General features: G+C 61.0%; 14 protein-coding genes. 5 read left to right on the forward strand and 9 right to left on the reverse strand.

Translation table 11 applies throughout. The features are described from left to right. Positions 1-6: 6 nt before the first annotated feature. The gene (locus tag H8695_RS07730; RefSeq protein WP_249300415.1) at positions 7-840 is read left to right on the forward strand and encodes a GNAT family N-acetyltransferase; all 834 of its coding nucleotides are present in this window, start codon (positions 7-9) and stop codon (positions 838-840) included. A gap of 41 nt (positions 841-881) precedes the next feature. Here H8695_RS07730 and H8695_RS07735 read toward each other — a convergent pair whose 3' ends face one another. Continuing rightward, complete coding sequence (locus H8695_RS07735) at positions 882-1,778, reverse strand: polysaccharide deacetylase family protein (protein WP_249300416.1); 897 nt, start codon at positions 1,776-1,778, stop codon at positions 882-884. A gap of 359 nt (positions 1,779-2,137) precedes the next feature. Between H8695_RS07735 and H8695_RS07740 the strand changes: the two genes are divergently transcribed. The 3 genes from H8695_RS07740 to H8695_RS07750 all read left to right on the forward strand — a co-directional run bounded on the left by H8695_RS07740 (position 2,138) and on the right by H8695_RS07750 (position 5,586). Further along, positions 2,138-2,575, forward strand: coding sequence for a GNAT family N-acetyltransferase (locus tag H8695_RS07740; RefSeq protein ID WP_249300417.1), 438 nt, complete (start codon positions 2,138-2,140; stop codon positions 2,573-2,575). Between the two features lie 111 nt (positions 2,576-2,686). After that, the gene (locus H8695_RS07745) at positions 2,687-4,465 is read left to right on the forward strand and encodes an adenine deaminase (RefSeq protein ID WP_249300418.1); all 1,779 of its coding nucleotides are present in this window, start codon (positions 2,687-2,689) and stop codon (positions 4,463-4,465) included. Between the two features lie 47 nt (positions 4,466-4,512). Continuing rightward, positions 4,513-5,586, forward strand: coding sequence for an NCS2 family permease (locus H8695_RS07750; protein ID WP_249300419.1), 1,074 nt, complete (start codon positions 4,513-4,515; stop codon positions 5,584-5,586). Positions 5,587-5,612: 26 nt separating this feature from the next. Here the strand turns inward: H8695_RS07750 and mutY are convergent, their stop codons facing one another. Further along, complete coding sequence (gene mutY / locus H8695_RS07755) at positions 5,613-6,671, reverse strand: A/G-specific adenine glycosylase (protein ID WP_249300420.1); 1,059 nt, start codon at positions 6,669-6,671, stop codon at positions 5,613-5,615. Between the two features lie 73 nt (positions 6,672-6,744). Between mutY and H8695_RS07760 the strand changes: the two genes are divergently transcribed. After that, the gene (locus H8695_RS07760; RefSeq protein WP_249300421.1) at positions 6,745-7,215 is read left to right on the forward strand and encodes a hypothetical protein; all 471 of its coding nucleotides are present in this window, start codon (positions 6,745-6,747) and stop codon (positions 7,213-7,215) included. A gap of 234 nt (positions 7,216-7,449) precedes the next feature. On the opposite strand, the gene sleB is transcribed toward H8695_RS07760, so the two are convergent. From sleB to aspS, 7 genes are all read right to left on the reverse strand, one after another. After that, positions 7,450-8,148 (reverse strand): spore cortex-lytic enzyme, encoded by a 699-nt coding sequence (sleB, locus tag H8695_RS07765; RefSeq protein ID WP_249300422.1) that lies wholly within the window; start codon positions 8,146-8,148, stop codon positions 7,450-7,452. A 63-nt stretch (positions 8,149-8,211) separates the two neighbouring features. Beyond that, on the reverse strand, positions 8,212-10,119 hold the full coding sequence (gene thrS / locus H8695_RS07770) for a threonine--tRNA ligase (RefSeq protein WP_249300423.1): 1,908 nt from the start codon (positions 10,117-10,119) through the stop codon (positions 8,212-8,214). A gap of 368 nt (positions 10,120-10,487) precedes the next feature. Then, positions 10,488-11,873, reverse strand: coding sequence for a DUF4340 domain-containing protein (locus H8695_RS07775; protein WP_249300424.1), 1,386 nt, complete (start codon positions 11,871-11,873; stop codon positions 10,488-10,490). Beyond that, complete coding sequence (locus H8695_RS07780; RefSeq protein WP_249300425.1) at positions 11,873-13,303, reverse strand: Gldg family protein; 1,431 nt, start codon at positions 13,301-13,303, stop codon at positions 11,873-11,875. The genes H8695_RS07775 and H8695_RS07780 overlap by 1 nt, the downstream gene beginning before the upstream one ends. Positions 13,304-13,319: 16 nt before the next feature. After that, positions 13,320-14,027, reverse strand: coding sequence for an ABC transporter permease (locus H8695_RS07785; protein WP_249300426.1), 708 nt, complete (start codon positions 14,025-14,027; stop codon positions 13,320-13,322). After that, the gene (locus H8695_RS07790) at positions 14,024-15,001 is read right to left on the reverse strand and encodes an ABC transporter ATP-binding protein (protein ID WP_249300427.1); all 978 of its coding nucleotides are present in this window, start codon (positions 14,999-15,001) and stop codon (positions 14,024-14,026) included. The genes H8695_RS07785 and H8695_RS07790 overlap by 4 nt, the downstream gene beginning before the upstream one ends. A 175-nt stretch (positions 15,002-15,176) precedes the next feature. Continuing rightward, positions 15,177-16,982 (reverse strand): aspartate--tRNA ligase, encoded by a 1,806-nt coding sequence (gene aspS / locus H8695_RS07795; RefSeq protein WP_249300428.1) that lies wholly within the window; start codon positions 16,980-16,982, stop codon positions 15,177-15,179. Positions 16,983-16,986: the final 4 nt, after the last annotated feature.

Consider the following 16,986-nt stretch of genomic DNA (forward strand, 5'->3'; position numbering starts at 1 on the left):
ACTGACATGGACATCGCCTTTCTCAATCTGGAGGACACGGCGCAGGCAGACGCCTATCGTGCGCTCACGCGCGAGGTGTTTGGCCTCGACTTGTCGGCGTGGCTCACCGGCGGCTTCTGGCGCGGCGGCCCGCGCATCCTGGGCCTTATGGAGGGCGGCAGGCTCGCGGCATCGCTGACCATTGCGGATATGACGCTTGTGCTGCGCGGCAGAGCGCGGCCGGCGGCCCAAATCGGCACCGTTCAGGTCGCGCCCGCGTTTCGCGGGCGCGGACTTGGCACCAAACTTCTCGCCCGGGCGATGGATCTCTGCCCGCCCGATGTGTTCCTCTTTGCCCGGGCGCCGCTCGCCGCGTTCTACGGCCGTCTCGGCTTTCAGGGCGCGGTGCAGAGCGTGATGAGAGCGCCGCTGCCGCCGCCGGCGGGCAAGCCTGTGCCGATCACTGCACCGCAGCTCTACGGAAAGCTCGACCCGGCGCGCTGCGTCGAGTCGGGTGTTTTAGACGTGCGCCGCGAGGGCTCTTTCTATGGGGCGAATCTCGTGCTCGGCCGGCGGCATGACCTGTACTGGCTGCCCGCCGGGTGCGCGGCGGTGGCGCGCGAAGAGGGCGGTGAGCTGCACGTCTTCGACCTCCTCGCGCAGAGCCCCGTGCCATGGGAGACGGTGGGGGCCCAGCTCGCCGCGCTCGGCGGGCGAGAGGCGGTGTTCCACTTCACGCCGGACCGGTGGCTCTCGGAGTATGCGGTGGCCGATCTCTGGCGCGGGGAGAGACTCTTCACCCGCGGCGGCTTTCTGCGCGGGCTTCCCGAATTCTGCTATCCCGCGCTCGGCCGCGTGTGAAGCGCCCGGGCGGCAAAAAGAGGGGGTCTCCCCCCTCTGAATCATCCCGCGAGCAGCTTTGAGAAAAACTTCTCGGTGCTGTACTTATTGGGCCGGTTGAACCGGTGCAGCAGATAGAGTCCCTCCGGGTCGTCGGTGATGTAGTTGAGCTTTTCGTAGACGCCGAACGAGACCTTGTACCCCATCTCCCGCAGAACGGTGATCGACTCCTTGGAGAAGTCGCCGAACGGGTAGGTGTAGGCTGTCGGCTTGTGGCCGAGCATCTGCTCGCTGCGGCTCTCAAAGAGCTCAGCGTCCGCGCGGAAAGCCTCGATGTACTGCGCCACCGACTCGCCTTGACAGCGCAGAGTGCCCGTGCGGCCCTTGTCGTGCGAGTGCATGTTGTAGGAGTGGCTCTGAATTTCCATCACGCCGCTGCGCTCCATCTCGGCGAGCTGGTCCCAGGTGCAGTGGGCGTAGTTGACGTTGTGATCGGGTTCATCGGTGTATTTGTCGGCGTAGAGGCCGATGACCGACAGCACGCCTTTCATGCCGTACTCCTTGAGCAGAGGGTAGGCGTAGACATAGTTGCTCTCGTAGCCGTCGTCAAACGTGAGCATGATCGGCTTCTCGGGCAGGGGAACACCGTCGTAGACATAGGCGATCAGATCCGCCACGGTAACGGTGGTAAAGCCGTTGTCGCGGATGTATTTGAGATCACTCTCGAATTTGTCCACTGAGAGCACATAATCGCCAAGCCTGCTCTTGTTTTCGCTGAAGTGATGATACATAATAATAGGGAGTTCAATGCCGTCCGCGTGAACCTGGGCGCCGGTCGACAGCGCCGGGGGCGAAAAGATCTCCTCGCGGATCATCTGCCAGACGCTCGAGACGAGGCAGCAGCACAGAATCAAGACAAGCCCGATCACAAGCGGCCGTCGACTGTTTCGCATTCTCATTGCAGCATACTCCTTACAAGCTTTTGGCTCCATGCCGTTACCATACCAGAGTATGAGTGAGCGCGGAAAAATAGTAGTCGCGCGTGGAAAATACTCAGAGTTATCAACAAAAACAGAGAAAATATGATATACTAATTGTATTGCAAAGCATTTAAAATACAAATAGAAATAAAAAATGATGATAAGTTTGTTGAAATTGTTTAAAGATACCGAATTTATTTGTGAAAAGAGGAAAACTTTCTCTGACGCAAGAGGAAATGTATGGAAATAAAAACTTGACAAAATCAGAGAAAACAGAACCTGTGAGGCGCTGATTACTCCGCGTAACGGGACCTTCACAGTTTTACAGGAGGAGAGTTATGAAGACAGAAATCATCCGCGCCCGCACCGCCGTGGACATGGCCGCCGTGCGCCAGATTCGCTCGCAGGTGTTCATTTTGGAGCAGCAGGTGCCCCCTGAGCTCGAGTGGGACGAGCTCGAAGAGCGCGCCGTGCATGTGCTCTGCCGCCGCGACGGTGCGCCGGCGGCGGCAGGACGGCTCGTTGTCACCGACGGCCGCGCCAAGATCGGGCGTGTCGCAGTGCTCAAGCGCTACCGCGGCCAGGGGCTCGGCGCCGCCGTCTGCCGGAAGCTGATTGAAATCGCACATGACGAGGGTGCGCGGGAGATCTATCTCAACGCGCAGCTCCACGCCCGGGGCTTCTACGAGAAGCTCGGGTTCACCGCCCGGGGCGAGATCTTTGAAGAGGCGGGGATCGACCACGTGCGCATGGTCTATGATGAGCCCTGCGGCTGATGCCGTGAGAGCGCATCCGCCGGGCACTTTGCATATTGCCCGGCGGGCCAAACGCTGATATAATAAAATCCTCGGAAAATACGGCGCGTACAGCCGATGAGGAGGACGGATATGTACATCAGACAGAGAAAAGTCAGCCCTGCGGAGGTGGGCAAGCTCACCCGCAGAATCCGCGTGGCACAGAAGCTCGAGCAGGCGGATCTGCTCATCAAAAACGCGAGGGTGGTCAATGTGTTCACCCGCGAGGTACTCGAGCGCGAGGTGGCCGTGGCCGACGGCATCATCTGCGGGCTGTATGCGCCGGGTCAGGGCCCTGACGCGGCGTCGATTGTCGACGCGGACGGGCGCTATCTGCTGCCCGGCCTCATCGACGCGCACACCCACGTCGAGATGGCCTATGTGACGGCCACGCGCTTCGCCGAGGCGATTCTGCCCTGGGGCACCACGACCGTCATGATCGACCCCCACGACACGAGCAACGTCATGGGCAATGAGGGCATCGGCATCATGGCCCATGAGATGGCGGGTCTGCCGATCAAGACATTCTACAACACGCCGCCCTGCGTGCCCTCGGCTCCGACGCTCGAGGACGCGGGCTTCTCGGTGACGCTCGACTCCCTGTCGGAGTCGGCCGATCTGCCGCTCGTCGCGGGCGTGGCGGAGACGATGGACTTCGGGCGCGTGCTCTCCTGCGAGGATGAGATGATGCGCATGCTCACCTTTGCCCGCCAGAACGAGCTGCTCATTGACGGGCACGCGCCGGGCGTGCTCGGCGACGCGGCGAACGCCTACTTCGGCGCGGGCCCCATCCGCACCGACCACGAGTCGGTGACGGTGGAGGAGATGCTCGAGAAATACGAGCTCGGCGTCCACGTCATCATCCGCCGCGGGTCCCTGTCGGAGCCGGCGTCGGCGGGCGAGTTCGTCTCAAAGCTCAGAGACACCTCCCGCGTGCTGCTGGCGACCGACGGGTGCATCAGCCCGAGCGACATCGTGGCGCGCGGCCATATGAACTTTGCCATGGCGCAGGTCGTTGCCGAGGGCGTCGACCCCATGGTCGCCGTCCAGATGGGCACGATCAACGTGGCGCGCGCCTACCGCATCGACCACCGCGTGGGCGCGGTGGCGCCGGGTTACGAGGCCGACATGGTGCTCGTGGATGACCTGAAGGACTTCCGCGCTCACACTGTCTTTGTAAACGGCAAAAAGATCAGCCGCGGGCTGTCGCTCGCCTCGTACCAGTACCCGGCGAATGCGCTCAAGACCATCCGGCTTGAGCCGATCACACCGGAAGATCTCGCGATTCCGGCTGAAGACGGGGCCCACACGGTCAACGTCATCGGTATGATCGACGGCACGGTCGCGACCACCCTTGAGACCGAGACCATGCAGGCGGCAGGCGGCGCCATTGCGGCTGACGCCTCGCGCGATCTGCTCAAGACTGCCGTGTTCGAGCGCTACGGCCGCGGCAAGGGCCACAGCGTCGGCATTGTACGCGGCTTTGGCATGAAGCGAGGCGCGATTGCCGGCTCCATCGGGCAGGACACCCAGAACATGGCCGCCGTCGGCGCGTCGGATGCGGATATGGCCGCGGCCGTCAACGCCGTCATCGAGATGCAGGGCGGCGTCGCCCTCGTGGCGGACGGCGAGCTGCTCGCCCGGGTCAGCATGCCGGTCTTCGGCATCATGAGCGACAAGCCCATCCCTGAGGTGGCGCGTGAGCTCGAGGAATTTCAGAGGGCCTATGAGTCGCTCGGCGGCACTCTGTCGGACGCGGTGTTCACACTGAGCCTGCAGCTGACTCTCGCCGTCATTCCGGACGGCGGCATCAGCAACCGCGGCCTCGTGCGCGTGGCGGACTCGCAGTTTATTCCGGTTGTTGCGGATTGATCCGCCCTCGGGCGTGTCATAGATGAAACAAAACAGGGGGTAACACAATGATAGTATTTCAGGACATCGTCGCGGCGGTAGGCGTCGTTTTCGATGCGGTCACCCAGGCGATCATGGCCATGTCTTTCGGCTTTGCCATGGTTCCCACGGCGATCGCCTACGCCATCGGCATCGTCGGCTGCCTCGCCTACGGCTCGGTGCTTCCCATCTCCATGCAGGCCGAGACCATCGCCCTCGCGGGCACCATGGGCAAGGACATCCGCGAGCGCCTGTCCATGGTCATGTACGCGGGTTTCAGCATGGCGATTCTCGGCGGCTTCGGCATTCTGCAGAAGATCACGGACTTCGCCGGCAACAGCGTTGTCAGCGGCATGATGGCGGGCGTCGGCATCATTCTGACCAAGGTCTCCATCGACATGGTCAAAGAGAGCAAGCTCACCGGCGTTGTAAGCATGGTCGTGGGCATTCTCATCTATGTCTTCACACAGGATCTCGTCTACACGATCGTCGGCTGCGTCGTGGTGGCGAGCGCCGTCTCCTACTTCAAAAACGGCAAGGTTGAGGTTCCGGCCTCGGCCTCAGAGCGCAAACTGCGCATCCACAAGCCCATTGTCAACTTCAATGTGGTGCGCGGCACGCTCGCGCTGATCTGCCTGACGGTGGGCGCGAATATCGCCTTTGGCGGCATCACCGCCGAGATGGCGGGCGCCACCGCAAATGTGGACGGGCTGTCGGTCTACTCGGGTCTTGCCGATGCGTTCTCGTCGCTGTTCGGCGGCGCGCCGGTTGAGGCGATCATCTCGCCCACGGCGGCTGCGCCCAATCCCATGTGGTCGGGCATCATCCTCATGGGGCTGATGGTCATCATCCTCGCAACGGGGCTGCTGCCGAAGGTCGCAAAGTTCATCCCCGCCCAGTCGATCGCGGGCTTTCTGTTTGTGCTCGGCGCGGTTGTGACCGTACCCGGAAACGCCTTTTCGGCTTTCAACGGGGCTGACACGACAGGCGTGCTCTCGGGCGGCGTGGCCATGGCGGTCACAGCGGTGTCCGATCCGTTTCTCGGCATGCTCGCGGGCATCATCGTCAAACTCATCACCGTGCCGCTGGGGCTTGCGTTCTAAAGACAGAGACAAAAAACCCTCCGATGTCAATCGGAGGGTTTTTCTCTGATCGGGTCGGCGTAGGCCCGAAAGGCCGAGGGGAGCGCATAGCGGTCGGTGAGCTCCTGCGGGGTGACGAAGACAAGCGTGGGGTCGTCGGGTCTCGCGGCGAGCTCCGCGCGGATGCCGGCCATATGCCACTCCACATGGGAGAAGACATGCTTTGCCTGCGGCAGGGACGAGAGTACGGCGCCCGCAAGCAGGGGCAGTCGCTCGGCGGCCTGCTGCGGCGTGAGCCGGCCCGGCAGGGAGGGCAGCTCCCAGAGGCCGGCGAGAAGTCCCCGGTCAGGCCGCCGGCGGATGGCCACACGCCCACGGTGGAACAGCACGAGGATGGTTCTCTCCTCCACCCGGCGGGCGGCCTTTTTGATCTTTTGGGGGAAGTCCTCCTCGCGTCCGAGCGCGTGGGCGCGGCAGAGCGCCGAAAGCGGGCATTCGCCGCACTTCGGCGCGCCGTTTGGCAGGCAGACCAGCGCCCCGAGCTCCATGAGTGCCTGGTTGAAAGAGCCGCTGTCAGGCGGCATGACGGCGCAGAGCTCGGCCGTCACCCTGCGCCGCGTCGCGGGCAGCAGGATGTCCTCCGGGTCGGCGCGCAGGCGCGACAGCACGCGAAGCACATTGCCGTCCACCGCGGCGACTGGCAGAGAGAACGCGATGGAGCCGATTGCCCCGGCCGTGTAGGGGCCGATTCCGGGGAGCTTTAAGAGTTCGTCATAGTCGGCGGGCAGCTCGCCGCCGAAGCGCTCCACAACGATTTTGGCGCACTTTTGCAGGTTTCGGGCGCGGCTGTAGTAGCCGAGTCCCTCCCAGAGCTTGAAGAGGGTCTGTTCATCCGCCGCCGCGAGATCGGCAATGGTGGGCAGAACTTCGAGAAAACGCCGGTAGTAGGGCAGCGCCGCCTCGACGCGGGTCTGCTGGAGCATGATCTCGGACAGCCACACGTGGTAGGGCGTGGGATCGCTGCGAAAAGGCAGCGTGCGCGAGCGCACGGCATACCAGTCGAGAAGCGGGCGCACAATTTCGCCCAGACCGACCTTTTGGTCCATGGGAGCGCCTCCTTTGCATGTCCGCGCATGGCGCGGCATAGAATGTCAAAAACGGACTTGAGGGGGTGTTTCGGTGAGACGGGTTTTCCGCGGGCGGCTGCCGGGGCTTCTGCTGGCTCTGTGTATGACGGCGGCGCTTGCCTTTACGGTCTATGTCTGTGTCGAGAGCCTCGCCGCGGTGGACGCGGGGCTTGTCATCGACCGTGAGGGCACGGCCAAAAATGAACTGCTGTGCGCGCTCTTTCTCGGCCGTGCGCGTGAGGCCTGCGCCGCGTACTACGCGAATTCGCTCACGACCACCCCCACGCTCACCGCGGATGACATGGCTCTGACGCATGCCGCCTGCCTCGACGACGGCGGCCATGAGGCGGCCTTTGCCCTCTCGGCGCATGTGGGAGAGCTCGCCCTCGGGGAGGACGAGGCCGTGTTCACCGTCACAGCCGACGGCGACGTTGTTCTGGAGAGTTACCGGACAGTCCGACGTGAGACGATCGCCCCGGGAAATGAGGCGCTTTTCAAAGCGCCTCTGCCCGCCGCCGAATAGCAGACGGATTCCATGATACCATAGCCGGCAAGCTTCACGGTGCCGTGCGGGCATGCTTCAGCTGTCCCGCAAGGGGCAGGAGCAGAGCTGGAGTTTCCTTATTATAACATGAAAAGAGCGCCCCGCAAAGTGGGGCGCTCTGCGCACTTTTGCGCCGGTTGGTTAAAAAAGGAGTTTGCTCTTTCGCTCAAACAGAGCTTCGAGGCGGCTTTTCGGCCGTCCGGCAGCCATGGCTTAGCTGCAGAAGACGTGTCTGCCGATGACCTTGATGATGGGCCGCGAGCGAATCCACTCGTTGGTGGCGGTTACGGGGTTGTAGTAGTAGATGGCGCCGCCGGTGGGATCCCAGCCGTTGACGGCGTCCTGCGCGGCGCGGTAGGCGCTGTCAGCCACGGGCTCGTTGAACTGGCCGTCCACAATGGCAGTAAAAGCACCGGGCTGATAGATGACCCCCGCGAGCGTGTTCGGGAAAGAGGAGTGCTCCACGCGGTTCAGAATGACTGCGCCCACGGCGACCTGCCCCTGATAGGGCTCTCCACGCGCCTCGGCGGAGATGATGCGCGCGAGCAGGCGCATCTCGGAGGAGAGCCCTGCCCCTGCATCGGAGCTGCCGGAGCTGCCCGTAATGCCGAGTGCCGAGAGCGTGGCGGGACCTGCGATGCCGTCAACCGAAAGGCCGCGCTGCTGCTGAAACTTGCGCACCGCGGCCTCGGTGCCGCTGCCGTAGATGCCGTCGATGGAGCCGGCGTAGAGCCCGAGAGCCTGCAGTTTCTGCTGCACGGCAGTGACTTCGCTGCCGGTCGAGCCGTAGCGTGAGAGCGCGGCGACGCTGCGCTCATCCATGACGTTTCGGACCACGCCGATGACAAGCAGATTCACCAGAATCAAAATGAGCAGCTGCAGGAGAAAGCGATAGCGTTTTGCTGATAACATAAAAAAATCCCCCAACGTTCCTTTTTGCTAGTTTGAACGTCGGGGGACCTGTTTATGCGGCGCTTAGAGCGCTTTTGTGCGAATCTCTTCGGCGGTTTTTGCGAGAAATGCGTCGGCCGTCATGGTGCCGAGGTCGCCGTCGCTGCGGCTGCGCACTGAGACAACGCCCTTTTCCAGCTCCTTGTCGCCGATGACCAGCATGTAGGGAATTTTCTGGAGCTGGGCCTCGCGGATCTTGAAGCCCATCTTTTCGCTGCGCTCGTCGACTTCCACGCGCAGCCCCGCCGCGGCGAGATCACCCGCGATCTTCTGGGAGGCCTCGAGCTGGCGGTCGGTCAGCGGAATCACCTTGACCTGCACCGGGGCGAGCCACAGAGGGTAGGCGCCGGCGAAGTGTTCGGTGAGAATGGCGATGAAGCGCTCGATGGAGCCGAAGACCACGCGGTGAATCATGACCGGGCGGTGCTTCTCGCCGTCGGCGCCGACGTAGGTCAGATCAAAGCGCTCGGGCATCTGGAAGTCAAGCTGAATCGTACCGCACTGCCAGGTGCGGCCGATGGAATCCTCGAGGTGGAAGTCGATCTTCGGCCCGTAGAACGCGCCGTCGCCCTCGTTGACGACAAAGTCCATACCCTTGTCCTCCATGGCGCGGCGCAGGGCGTTCGTGGCGATCTCCCACTGCTCGTCAGAGCCCATGGAGTCCTCCGGCCGGGTGGAGAGCTCGACGTGATACTTGAAGCCGAAGACCTTGTAGAAGCCGTCGATCAGGTCGATGACACCCACGATCTCCTGCTCAATCTGCTCGGGGGTCATGAAGATGTGCGCATCGTCCTGCGTAAAGCAGCGCACACGCATGAGGCCGTGCAGCGCGCCGGAGAGCTCGTGCCGGTGAACGAGGCCGAGCTCGGCCATGCGCTGGGGCAGATCGCGGTAGGAGTGGAGCCGGCGCTTGTAGACGAGCATGCCGCCCGGGCAGTTCATGGGCTTGATGGCGAAGTCGGCGTCGTCAATTTTGGTGAAGTACATGTTCTCCTTGTAGTGGTCCCAGTGGCCCGAGCGGTGCCAGAGCTCCTCGCTGAGGATCATCGGCGTGCGGATCTCCTGGTAGCCGTGCTTGCGGTGCTCCTCGCGCCAGAAGTCCTCGAGAAGATTTCGCAGTACCATGCCCTTGGGCAGGAAGAACGGGAAGCCCGGGCCCTCCTCGTAGATGTCGAACAGATCGAGCTCACGGCCGAGCTTGCGGTGGTCGCGGCGCTTGGCCTCCTCGAGGCGTGCGAGGTACTCGTCGAGCTCTTTCGCCTTTGGGAAAGCGATGCCGTAGACGCGCTGGAGCATCTTATTTTTGGCGTCGCCGCGCCAGTAGGCGCCGGTGGACTGGATGAGCTTAAAGGCCTTGATTTTGCCCGTGTCGGGCAGATGGGGGCCAGCGCAGAGATCGGTGAATTCGCCCTGCTCGTAGAAAGAGATGTGCTCCTCGGGCGGCAGCTCCTCGATGAGGGTCACCTTGTAGGGCTCATCTTTCTCTTTCATCAGTGCGATTGCCTCGTCGCGCGGCAGCTCAAAGCGGCGCACCGGCAGCTTTGCGTCGACAATCTTTTTCATCTCTTTTTCAAGCTTTTCGAGATCCTCGGGTGTGAACGGGGTCTCGGTGTCAAAGTCGTAGTAGAAGCCGTTGTCAATGGCCGGGCCGATGGTCAGCTTGACCGCCGGATACAGGCGCTTGACCGCCTGCGCGAGGACGTGTGAGGCGGTGTGCCAGAACGTCTTTTTGCCGCCCTCGTCGTCAAACGTGAGCAGCGCGAGCTTCGCGTCGTGGTCGATGGGGGTCAGCAGATCGCAGACCTTGCCGTCGAGTTCGGCGGCGAGCACATTGCGCGCAAGCCCCGCGCTGAGTGACTCGGCAATGGCAAGCGGCGTCACGCCGCTCTCAAAGGCTTTGACCGAGCCGTCTTTTAATGTGATGTTGATCATGGCTATCGTTCCTTTCTTTGTCCCGCCTGTGGCGGGGATGAGCCGCTGGCTCTATTGTTTGCGCCGGGGCGCAAAAAAACCGCACCCCTCCGAAAGGGGTGCGGGCAATCCGCACGGTTCCACCCTTGTTGCGGCCAGAGGCCGCCACTCGTTATGATGATAACGGAATCACCGGTCGGACTTACTGTCGGTTCAGCCCGACGCTCCGGGGTGGTACTCTGCCCTTGTGAGACGCTTTCAGCCGGCGGCGTCTCTCTCTGGGGCGGGCTTCGCGTGTCCCCGTCATCGCTGTAGATTCAATATAACACGCACCCTGCCAAAAGTCAAGAAGCGGGGCGCGTCTGCAAAGACGCGCCCCGGGGGTACGTTTATTCAAGATTTTGGCTGATCTGCGCCGCCGTGGTAAAGATGTTCTCCACATCCTTGCGCAGCACATACTCCCGCCCGACGCCGTTGACGCTCACAAAGAGCCGCCGTTCGTCGAGCTCATAGTACTCGATGGTGTCGACCGAGCCCGAAGCGCGGTTTTGAAAGCGGATGGACGCATAGAGCGCGGCGCCCTCAGGCAGCTCGACATAGTCTTTCTTCGTGGTGTCCATAAAGGCGCCGTAGAGGGTCTGAAAGTCGGCCATTTCGACCGCTTTTCCGCCGATTGTGACATCGAGTGCGTCGTCGGCGCGCTTGACGTCAAAGCGGTAGTTCTCACTGCCGCGTGTAAGCTCCATCCAGTTAAAGGAGTCAACCGCCCGCAGATAGACAAGCTCGGTCTCAATGTCGCTCATCGTGGTGTCGAGAAGCGTCACCATCGTGGGAGAGATGCGGTAGACAATATTGCGCCCCTCTCGCATGCAGGTGATGTAGTAGTCATCATCGGAGTGATCGCCGAACAGGATGGTATACTTGCGGTTGTGATACTCAAAGTAAAGTGTGTAGGAGGGGTTGTCAAGCCCGTAATCCGCATAGTCCTCCGGTGTCACATCAATGGCAATCGCCGAATTCGCCTGCAGATTATCGAGTTCACCGACAATGGTATCCACAAAGTAATCCATGTCAATTTCTGCTTCGTAGGGAACCGTGACCTTGTGATAGGAGTATCCGGCGGTAGCTTCCACTTCGGCGTCCGTCTTGGGTGCAAGGTTGAGCTCAAAACCGGTGGTGTGATTTTTGATGTTGATGGTGCCGAGATTCGGATAACTGTCAGCGCTGAATGACTCGGCCAGATCGGTGTAAATGAGCCCGAGCAGATCGACATGCAGAAACTCCTCAGCGGGATAGCTGCCCAGATAGACCGCATCGCTTCCCTCAACCATGAGATAGACGCTGTTCTGCTGTTCAGAATAGTCGCCGAGGTAGAAAATCTGACTGCTGCCGTCAATCAGTGTCACCGTGACGGTGCAGGCCGGATCATCGAGGCCGTACAGCGACAGATCCACCGCCTCGTCAGTCACCCGGCGGCGCCCCCACACCTGGGAACCCCAGCCGATGAGGCTGCTCGACTTTCCGGCGGAGAGGGGGAGATCCGTCCGCTCGGCAAGCTGATAGCTGCCATTGGATTGATTCAAGGTGAAAGTACCATTCTGGTTTTCGACTGCAACCTGTGCGACCTGCGACTCTTCCACGTTGAACAGCAGTTCCCGGTCGCCCCAGTCGCGTGTGTCGGGGGGCTCCATCTTCGCGAGCATCGCAACGGTCACGCAGAGCGCGACCAGCACCAGCGCGCAGACTGCGATGATGATCCATTTCTTCTTCGTCATTACAGATGTCTCCTCCTGTGATAGACCACAAAGGCAATCAGCATAAACACCGCGGGAATGGCGATGACAAAGGCAATAAAGTAGGTCTGAACCTGCGACTGGTTGAGCGAGAGCAGGGTGTCCTCATAGTACTTCGGCGCGACATAGATCAGGTCGGCCTGCCCCTTGAGGGAGTTGAGCATGATGGCGAGCGCGTCGATGTTTGCAAGGTTGCTCGCGTCGATCATATCCGCCCCGCAGAAGCCCGAGGAACCGATGACATAGATGGCGCTGTTGATGGACTGGCCCTGATCGTTTGTCAGATATTTGATCGAGCGCACGCCGAGGTTGAACGGTCCCGTCGGATCGCCTGCGACCTTGCCGGGGTTGGTGGTCACATCGCCCTCGGCGGATTTGGAGTAGGAGTCGCGCGACGAGCTGAGAATGGTCTCGGTGCGGTGGGTGTCGTTCTTCTCAAAGAGGCGCTCAATCGAACGGGACGACGGCACCATGACGGTGCTGTTTGCAAGCGAGTCGAAGAGCTTGGAGTCGCCGAAAGAGGCCACGACGTTGGTCTGGCTCATGATAAACTGCCGCGGCTCGAGCACGACGTCGTCATTGACGGCGATGCCCCACTCGCGCAGATAGGCCTCAAGATTCGGCAGATCGGGCACCGCCGGGCTCAAAAAGACCATCGCGCCGCTCTCGCCCTTGTCAAAGTAGCGGTCGAGCTTATCGAGTTCGGCGGGCGTAAAGTCCTTTTTGGGGTTGACGATGACGACCATTGTGTAGTCGTCGGTGAGCTCGTCCTTGGTCAGGTCGACCTGCTCGACGATGAAGCTGTTGTACTCGGCGAGCGACTCGAGGCGCGCCGCCTCGTCCTCCTGGTGGCCGGAGATGACCGCCAGCTTCGGAATGGTGTCGCTCGCGACGTACATGATCGACGAGGTGAGCTTCTGCTCGGCTTTCAGGGCGTTTTTGCCGCTGGTATTCGTCTCGTCGGTGATGTACAAAAACAGATCGTACTCATTGAGAATTTTGCTGCGCTTGTCGCTTTCAATGATGATGGAATTCGAGTAGATGGTCTCATCCTTGAACTTCTCAGCAAACTGCGGGTTGAGCGCGATGTCGAGCGAGCGGAACGTCACATGGTCCGAGAGACTGTCGTACTTTTTCATGATCTCGACAAGGGTGTCGTTGAATTTGTTCTCCGGCGTCACGATGGTGATGGTGACGTCGGTGTCGAGCGTCTTGAGATACTCTTTGGTCTCGTCGGAGATCTCATAGAGCTTGTTGCTGGTCATGTCGTAGGTCATGGGCCATACAGTGTCGAGAAACACCAGAACGACGTTGAGCACAATCACAATCACCACGATGATGGCCGTGAGCACGATAGCAGGGGTTCCGTATTTGAGCTTGTTGCTCTTTAAGAGCTTCTTGAGTTTATTCACAGCTGTTTCCCTCCCATCAGGCCCATCTCTTCTGTTCGAGAACCCGCGTGGTCAGGAACAGAAAGATGCCGGTGATCGAGATGTAGTAGACAATCGAGACGACCGAGAACAGCCCGCCCGAGAAAGGCGTGTATCTCGCATAGAAAGAGAGCCAGTTGATGACGACCGAGAGGGTCACGTTGTCAGTCGTGGCGGCGAGATTGTTGAGCAGAATCAGCGCAATGACCACGCCGAAGCTCGCAAAGGCCGCAATGACCTGGTTCTCCGTCAGCGACGAGATGAGCATGCCGATGGAGATGAAAGCGCAGGCGACGAGAACCGTCGCGATGTAGTGGCCGATGATGATGCCGGGCACCACGTTGCCGTTTCCGGCGCAGATTACCACATAGGGCAGTGTGAAGACCATTGCAAAACCGAAGAAGGTCACACAGGAGAGAAACTTGCCCATGACGATGGCCGACAGACTGACAGGCGACGTCAGCAGCAGCTGCTCGGTCTTGAGCTTTTTCTCCTCGCTGAACGTCTTCATGGTCAGCGACGGAATGAAGACCAGCAGCACCCACTGGATGATGAACAGAAACAGCCCCGTCAGATCGCTCTCGAGCGCCTGCAGATTGAGCTGGTTGAACGCAAGGCCGGTCATGATGCAGAAGATGGCGAGCAGGATGTAGCCGATCGGCGATGTGAAGTAGCTTCTCAGCTCGCGTTTGTAGATGGCTGTCATACCGCTTTTTCCTCCTCATGTGCGTTGTCCGAGCGCAGCTCGTTCGAGTCGGAGACGAGCTGCATGAAGATGTCCTCGAGCGAGAGCTCCATGGGCTTGAGACCGAGCAGATAGTAGCCGTGACCGGCGAGCGCCTCAAAGAGCGGCCGGCGCACGTCGCTGCCGAGCTCCGACTCGATGACGAAGTCGGCGGCGTCCGCCTCTTTCTGGCCGAGCAGATCGGCAAATTTGACATGGGGAATCGCGCGCAGCACGGGCAGCGCGCTCTTGAAGTCGCCGCCGATGCGCGCGAGAAACTTGTTGGAGCCAGACAGGTTGTGCGAGAGGTTGTCGGGCGTGTCGTTGGCGACGATGTTGCCCTTGGAGATGACGATGATCTTCTCGCAGACCGCCTGCACCTCGGGCAGGATGTGCGACGAGAGAATCAGGGTGTGGCTCTTGCCGAGCGTCTGAATGAGATTGCGAATCTCAATGATCTGCCGCGGGTCGAGACCGACGGTGGGCTCGTCGAGGATGAGAACTTTCGGATTCCCCACGAGCGCCTGGGCGACGCCCACTCTCTGGCGGTAGCCCTTTGAGAGGTTTTTGATCAGCCGCCCGTAGTGGTCCTGAATTTTGACCAGCTCGCAGATCTCGGCGAGATGTTCGCGCCGGGGCAGCTTGCAGCCCTTGAGGTCGTAGACGAAGTTGAGATACTCCTTGACCGTCATGTCGAGATACAGCGGCGGCAGCTCGGGCAGATAGCCGATGAGCTTTTTCGCCTCTTTGGGGTTCTCCATGATGTCGATGCCGTCGATCTTGATGGTGCCGCTCGTCAGCGAGAGATAGCCCGTGATCATGTTCATGGTCGTCGACTTGCCCGCGCCGTTCGGCCCGAGAAAGCCGAGCACTTCGCCGTCTTTGACATCAAACGAGATGTCGTTGACCGCGCGCTTGTGACCGTACATCTTGGTCAGATTGCGGATTTCAATCATGTTCTGCGTTTCCTCCCCTTGCCCGCCGAACGCCCGGTCGGGCAGGATTTTAGCTTTTTCAGGATACCATATGGAATCCCTGACAGGTGTAAATAAAATGTAAACTTTCTCAGACCCGCAAATGCAGTCTGCGCGCCGCAAAGCGGCGTTTGCAGACTGCATGAAATGCGAACAGTTACGGCTCGCCGCCCTCCGGCACGACGCCGGGGCGCAGCATGATGCCAAGTTCCTCGAGCTGCTGCTCGCTCACGTCGGAGGGACAGCTGGTCATCAGTTCCGCCGCATTTTGCACCTTCGGGAACGGGATGACGTCGCGGATGCTGTCCTTACCGGTGAGAAGCATCATCAGCCGGTCAAAGCCGTAGGCCATGCCGCCGTGGGGCGGCGTGCCGTACTGAAAGGCGTTTAAGAGATGCCCGAACTGGTGGTAGGCCTGCTCCCTTGTGAAGCCAAGGGCCTTGAACATGCGCTCCTGCAAGTCGGTCTGGAAGATGCGGATGGAGCCGCCGCCGAGCTCGGTGCCGTTCAAGACAATGTCATAGGCCTTGGCGCGCACTTTCTCGGGCGCGCTCTCGAGCATGTCGATGTCCTCCTCCATGGGGGAGGTAAAGGGGTGGTGCATGGCGACAAAGCGGTCTTCCTCCTCGCTGTACTCAAACAGCGGGAACTCCGTGACCCACAGGAATTTGAAGTCGTCCTTTTTGAGCAGATCGAGCCGCCGCGCACACTCGCAGCGCAGCGCGCCGAGCGCGTCGAAGACCACGCGGTCACGGTCGGCGACGACGAAGATCACGTCGCCCTGCTCGGCCTCCATGGCCCTGAGAATGGCCGCGGTCTCCTCCTCGGTGAGAAATTTCGTGAAGCTCGAGGTCATCTCGTCGCCCCACTTGATCCAGGCGAGACCCTTTGCCCGGTAGGTCTTGACGTACTCGCCGAGCGAATCGATCTCCTTGCGCGAGAACTTTGCAGCCGCGCCCTTGACGTTGATCGCGCGCACGCTGCCGCCCGCCTCGACGGCGCCCGAGAAGACCTTGAAGCCCGAGTTTTTCACAATGTCGGAGAGATTGCGAAGCTCGAAGCCGAAGCGCAGGTCGGGCTTGTCCGACCCGAAGCGGTCCATGGCCTCGCGGTAGGGAAGCCGCAGGAAAGGCGTCTCGAGCTCAATGCCGAGAAGCTCGCGCCATACGGTCTTGAGAAAGCCCTCGTTGACCGAGATGACGTCGTCGATGTCCACAAAGGACATCTCGAGGTCGATCTGGGTGAATTCCGGCTGGCGGTCGGCGCGCAGGTCCTCATCGCGGAAGCACCGCACGAGCTGCATGTAGCGGTCAAAGCCCGCGAGCATGAGAAGCTGCTTGTACTGCTGGGGCGACTGGGGCAGCGCATAGAACGAGCCCTTGTGCACGCGGGAGGGCACGAGGTAGTCGCGCGCGCCCTCGGGCGTGCTCTTGGTGAGCATGGGAGTCTCGATCTCGAGAAAGCCCTGGCTGTAGAAGTAGTCGCGCGTGAGTTTCGCGGCCAGGCTGCGCAGGACGATGCCCTGCTGCATGACCGGGCGGCGCAGATCGAGGTAGCGGTACTTCAGACGCAGCTCCTCGTTGGTGTTGCAGTGGTCCACAATCTCAAAGGGCGTGGTCTTCGCCTCGGAGAGAATGCGTACGTCCGACGCGATGATCTCGATTTCGCCGGTCTTCATTTTGGGGTTGACGGCCTCCGCCGAGCGGCGGCAGACCTCGCCCGTCACCGCGAGCACATACTCGCCGTGCACGCCGCTGCACTTCTCGTAGAGCGCGGGGTGCTGCGACTGCTCGACGGTGCACTGCACGACGCCCGTTCGATCGCGCAGGCTGATGAAGAGAAGCCCGCCGAGATTTCTCAAATTGTCCACAAAGCCGCAGGCCGTGACGGTCTGGCCGAGGTTGTCCACGCCGAATTCGGCGCAGTATCTGGTGCGGTGCAAGCCGTGAAAGGATTCCGCCATCTTT

It is taken from the genome of Feifania hominis (assembly GCF_014384765.1).
GTDB classification, from domain to species: Bacteria; Bacillota; Clostridia; order Oscillospirales; family Feifaniaceae; genus Feifania; species Feifania hominis.

What these genes read in the sequence shown, in the direction of transcription:
- H8695_RS07730 (WP_249300415.1), top strand. Translation starts at nt 7, where the DNA reads ATGGACATCGCCTTTCTCAATCTGGAGGACACGGCGCAGGCAGACGCC.
- H8695_RS07735 (WP_249300416.1), bottom strand. Translation starts at nt 1,778, where the DNA reads ATGAGAATGCGAAACAGTCGACGGCCGCTTGTGATCGGGCTTGTCTTG.
- H8695_RS07740 (WP_249300417.1), top strand. Translation starts at nt 2,138, where the DNA reads ATGAAGACAGAAATCATCCGCGCCCGCACCGCCGTGGACATGGCCGCC.
- H8695_RS07745 (WP_249300418.1), top strand. Translation starts at nt 2,687, where the DNA reads ATGTACATCAGACAGAGAAAAGTCAGCCCTGCGGAGGTGGGCAAGCTC.
- H8695_RS07750 (WP_249300419.1), top strand. Translation starts at nt 4,513, where the DNA reads ATGATAGTATTTCAGGACATCGTCGCGGCGGTAGGCGTCGTTTTCGAT.
- mutY (WP_249300420.1), bottom strand. Translation starts at nt 6,671, where the DNA reads ATGGACCAAAAGGTCGGTCTGGGCGAAATTGTGCGCCCGCTTCTCGAC.
- sleB (WP_249300422.1), bottom strand. Translation starts at nt 8,148, where the DNA reads ATGTTATCAGCAAAACGCTATCGCTTTCTCCTGCAGCTGCTCATTTTG.
- thrS (WP_249300423.1), bottom strand. Translation starts at nt 10,119, where the DNA reads ATGATCAACATCACATTAAAAGACGGCTCGGTCAAAGCCTTTGAGAGC.
- H8695_RS07775 (WP_249300424.1), bottom strand. Translation starts at nt 11,873, where the DNA reads ATGACGAAGAAGAAATGGATCATCATCGCAGTCTGCGCGCTGGTGCTG.
- H8695_RS07785 (WP_249300426.1), bottom strand. Translation starts at nt 14,027, where the DNA reads ATGACAGCCATCTACAAACGCGAGCTGAGAAGCTACTTCACATCGCCG.
- H8695_RS07790 (WP_249300427.1), bottom strand. Translation starts at nt 15,001, where the DNA reads ATGATTGAAATCCGCAATCTGACCAAGATGTACGGTCACAAGCGCGCG.
- aspS (WP_249300428.1), bottom strand. Translation starts at nt 16,982, where the DNA reads ATGGCGGAATCCTTTCACGGCTTGCACCGCACCAGATACTGCGCCGAA.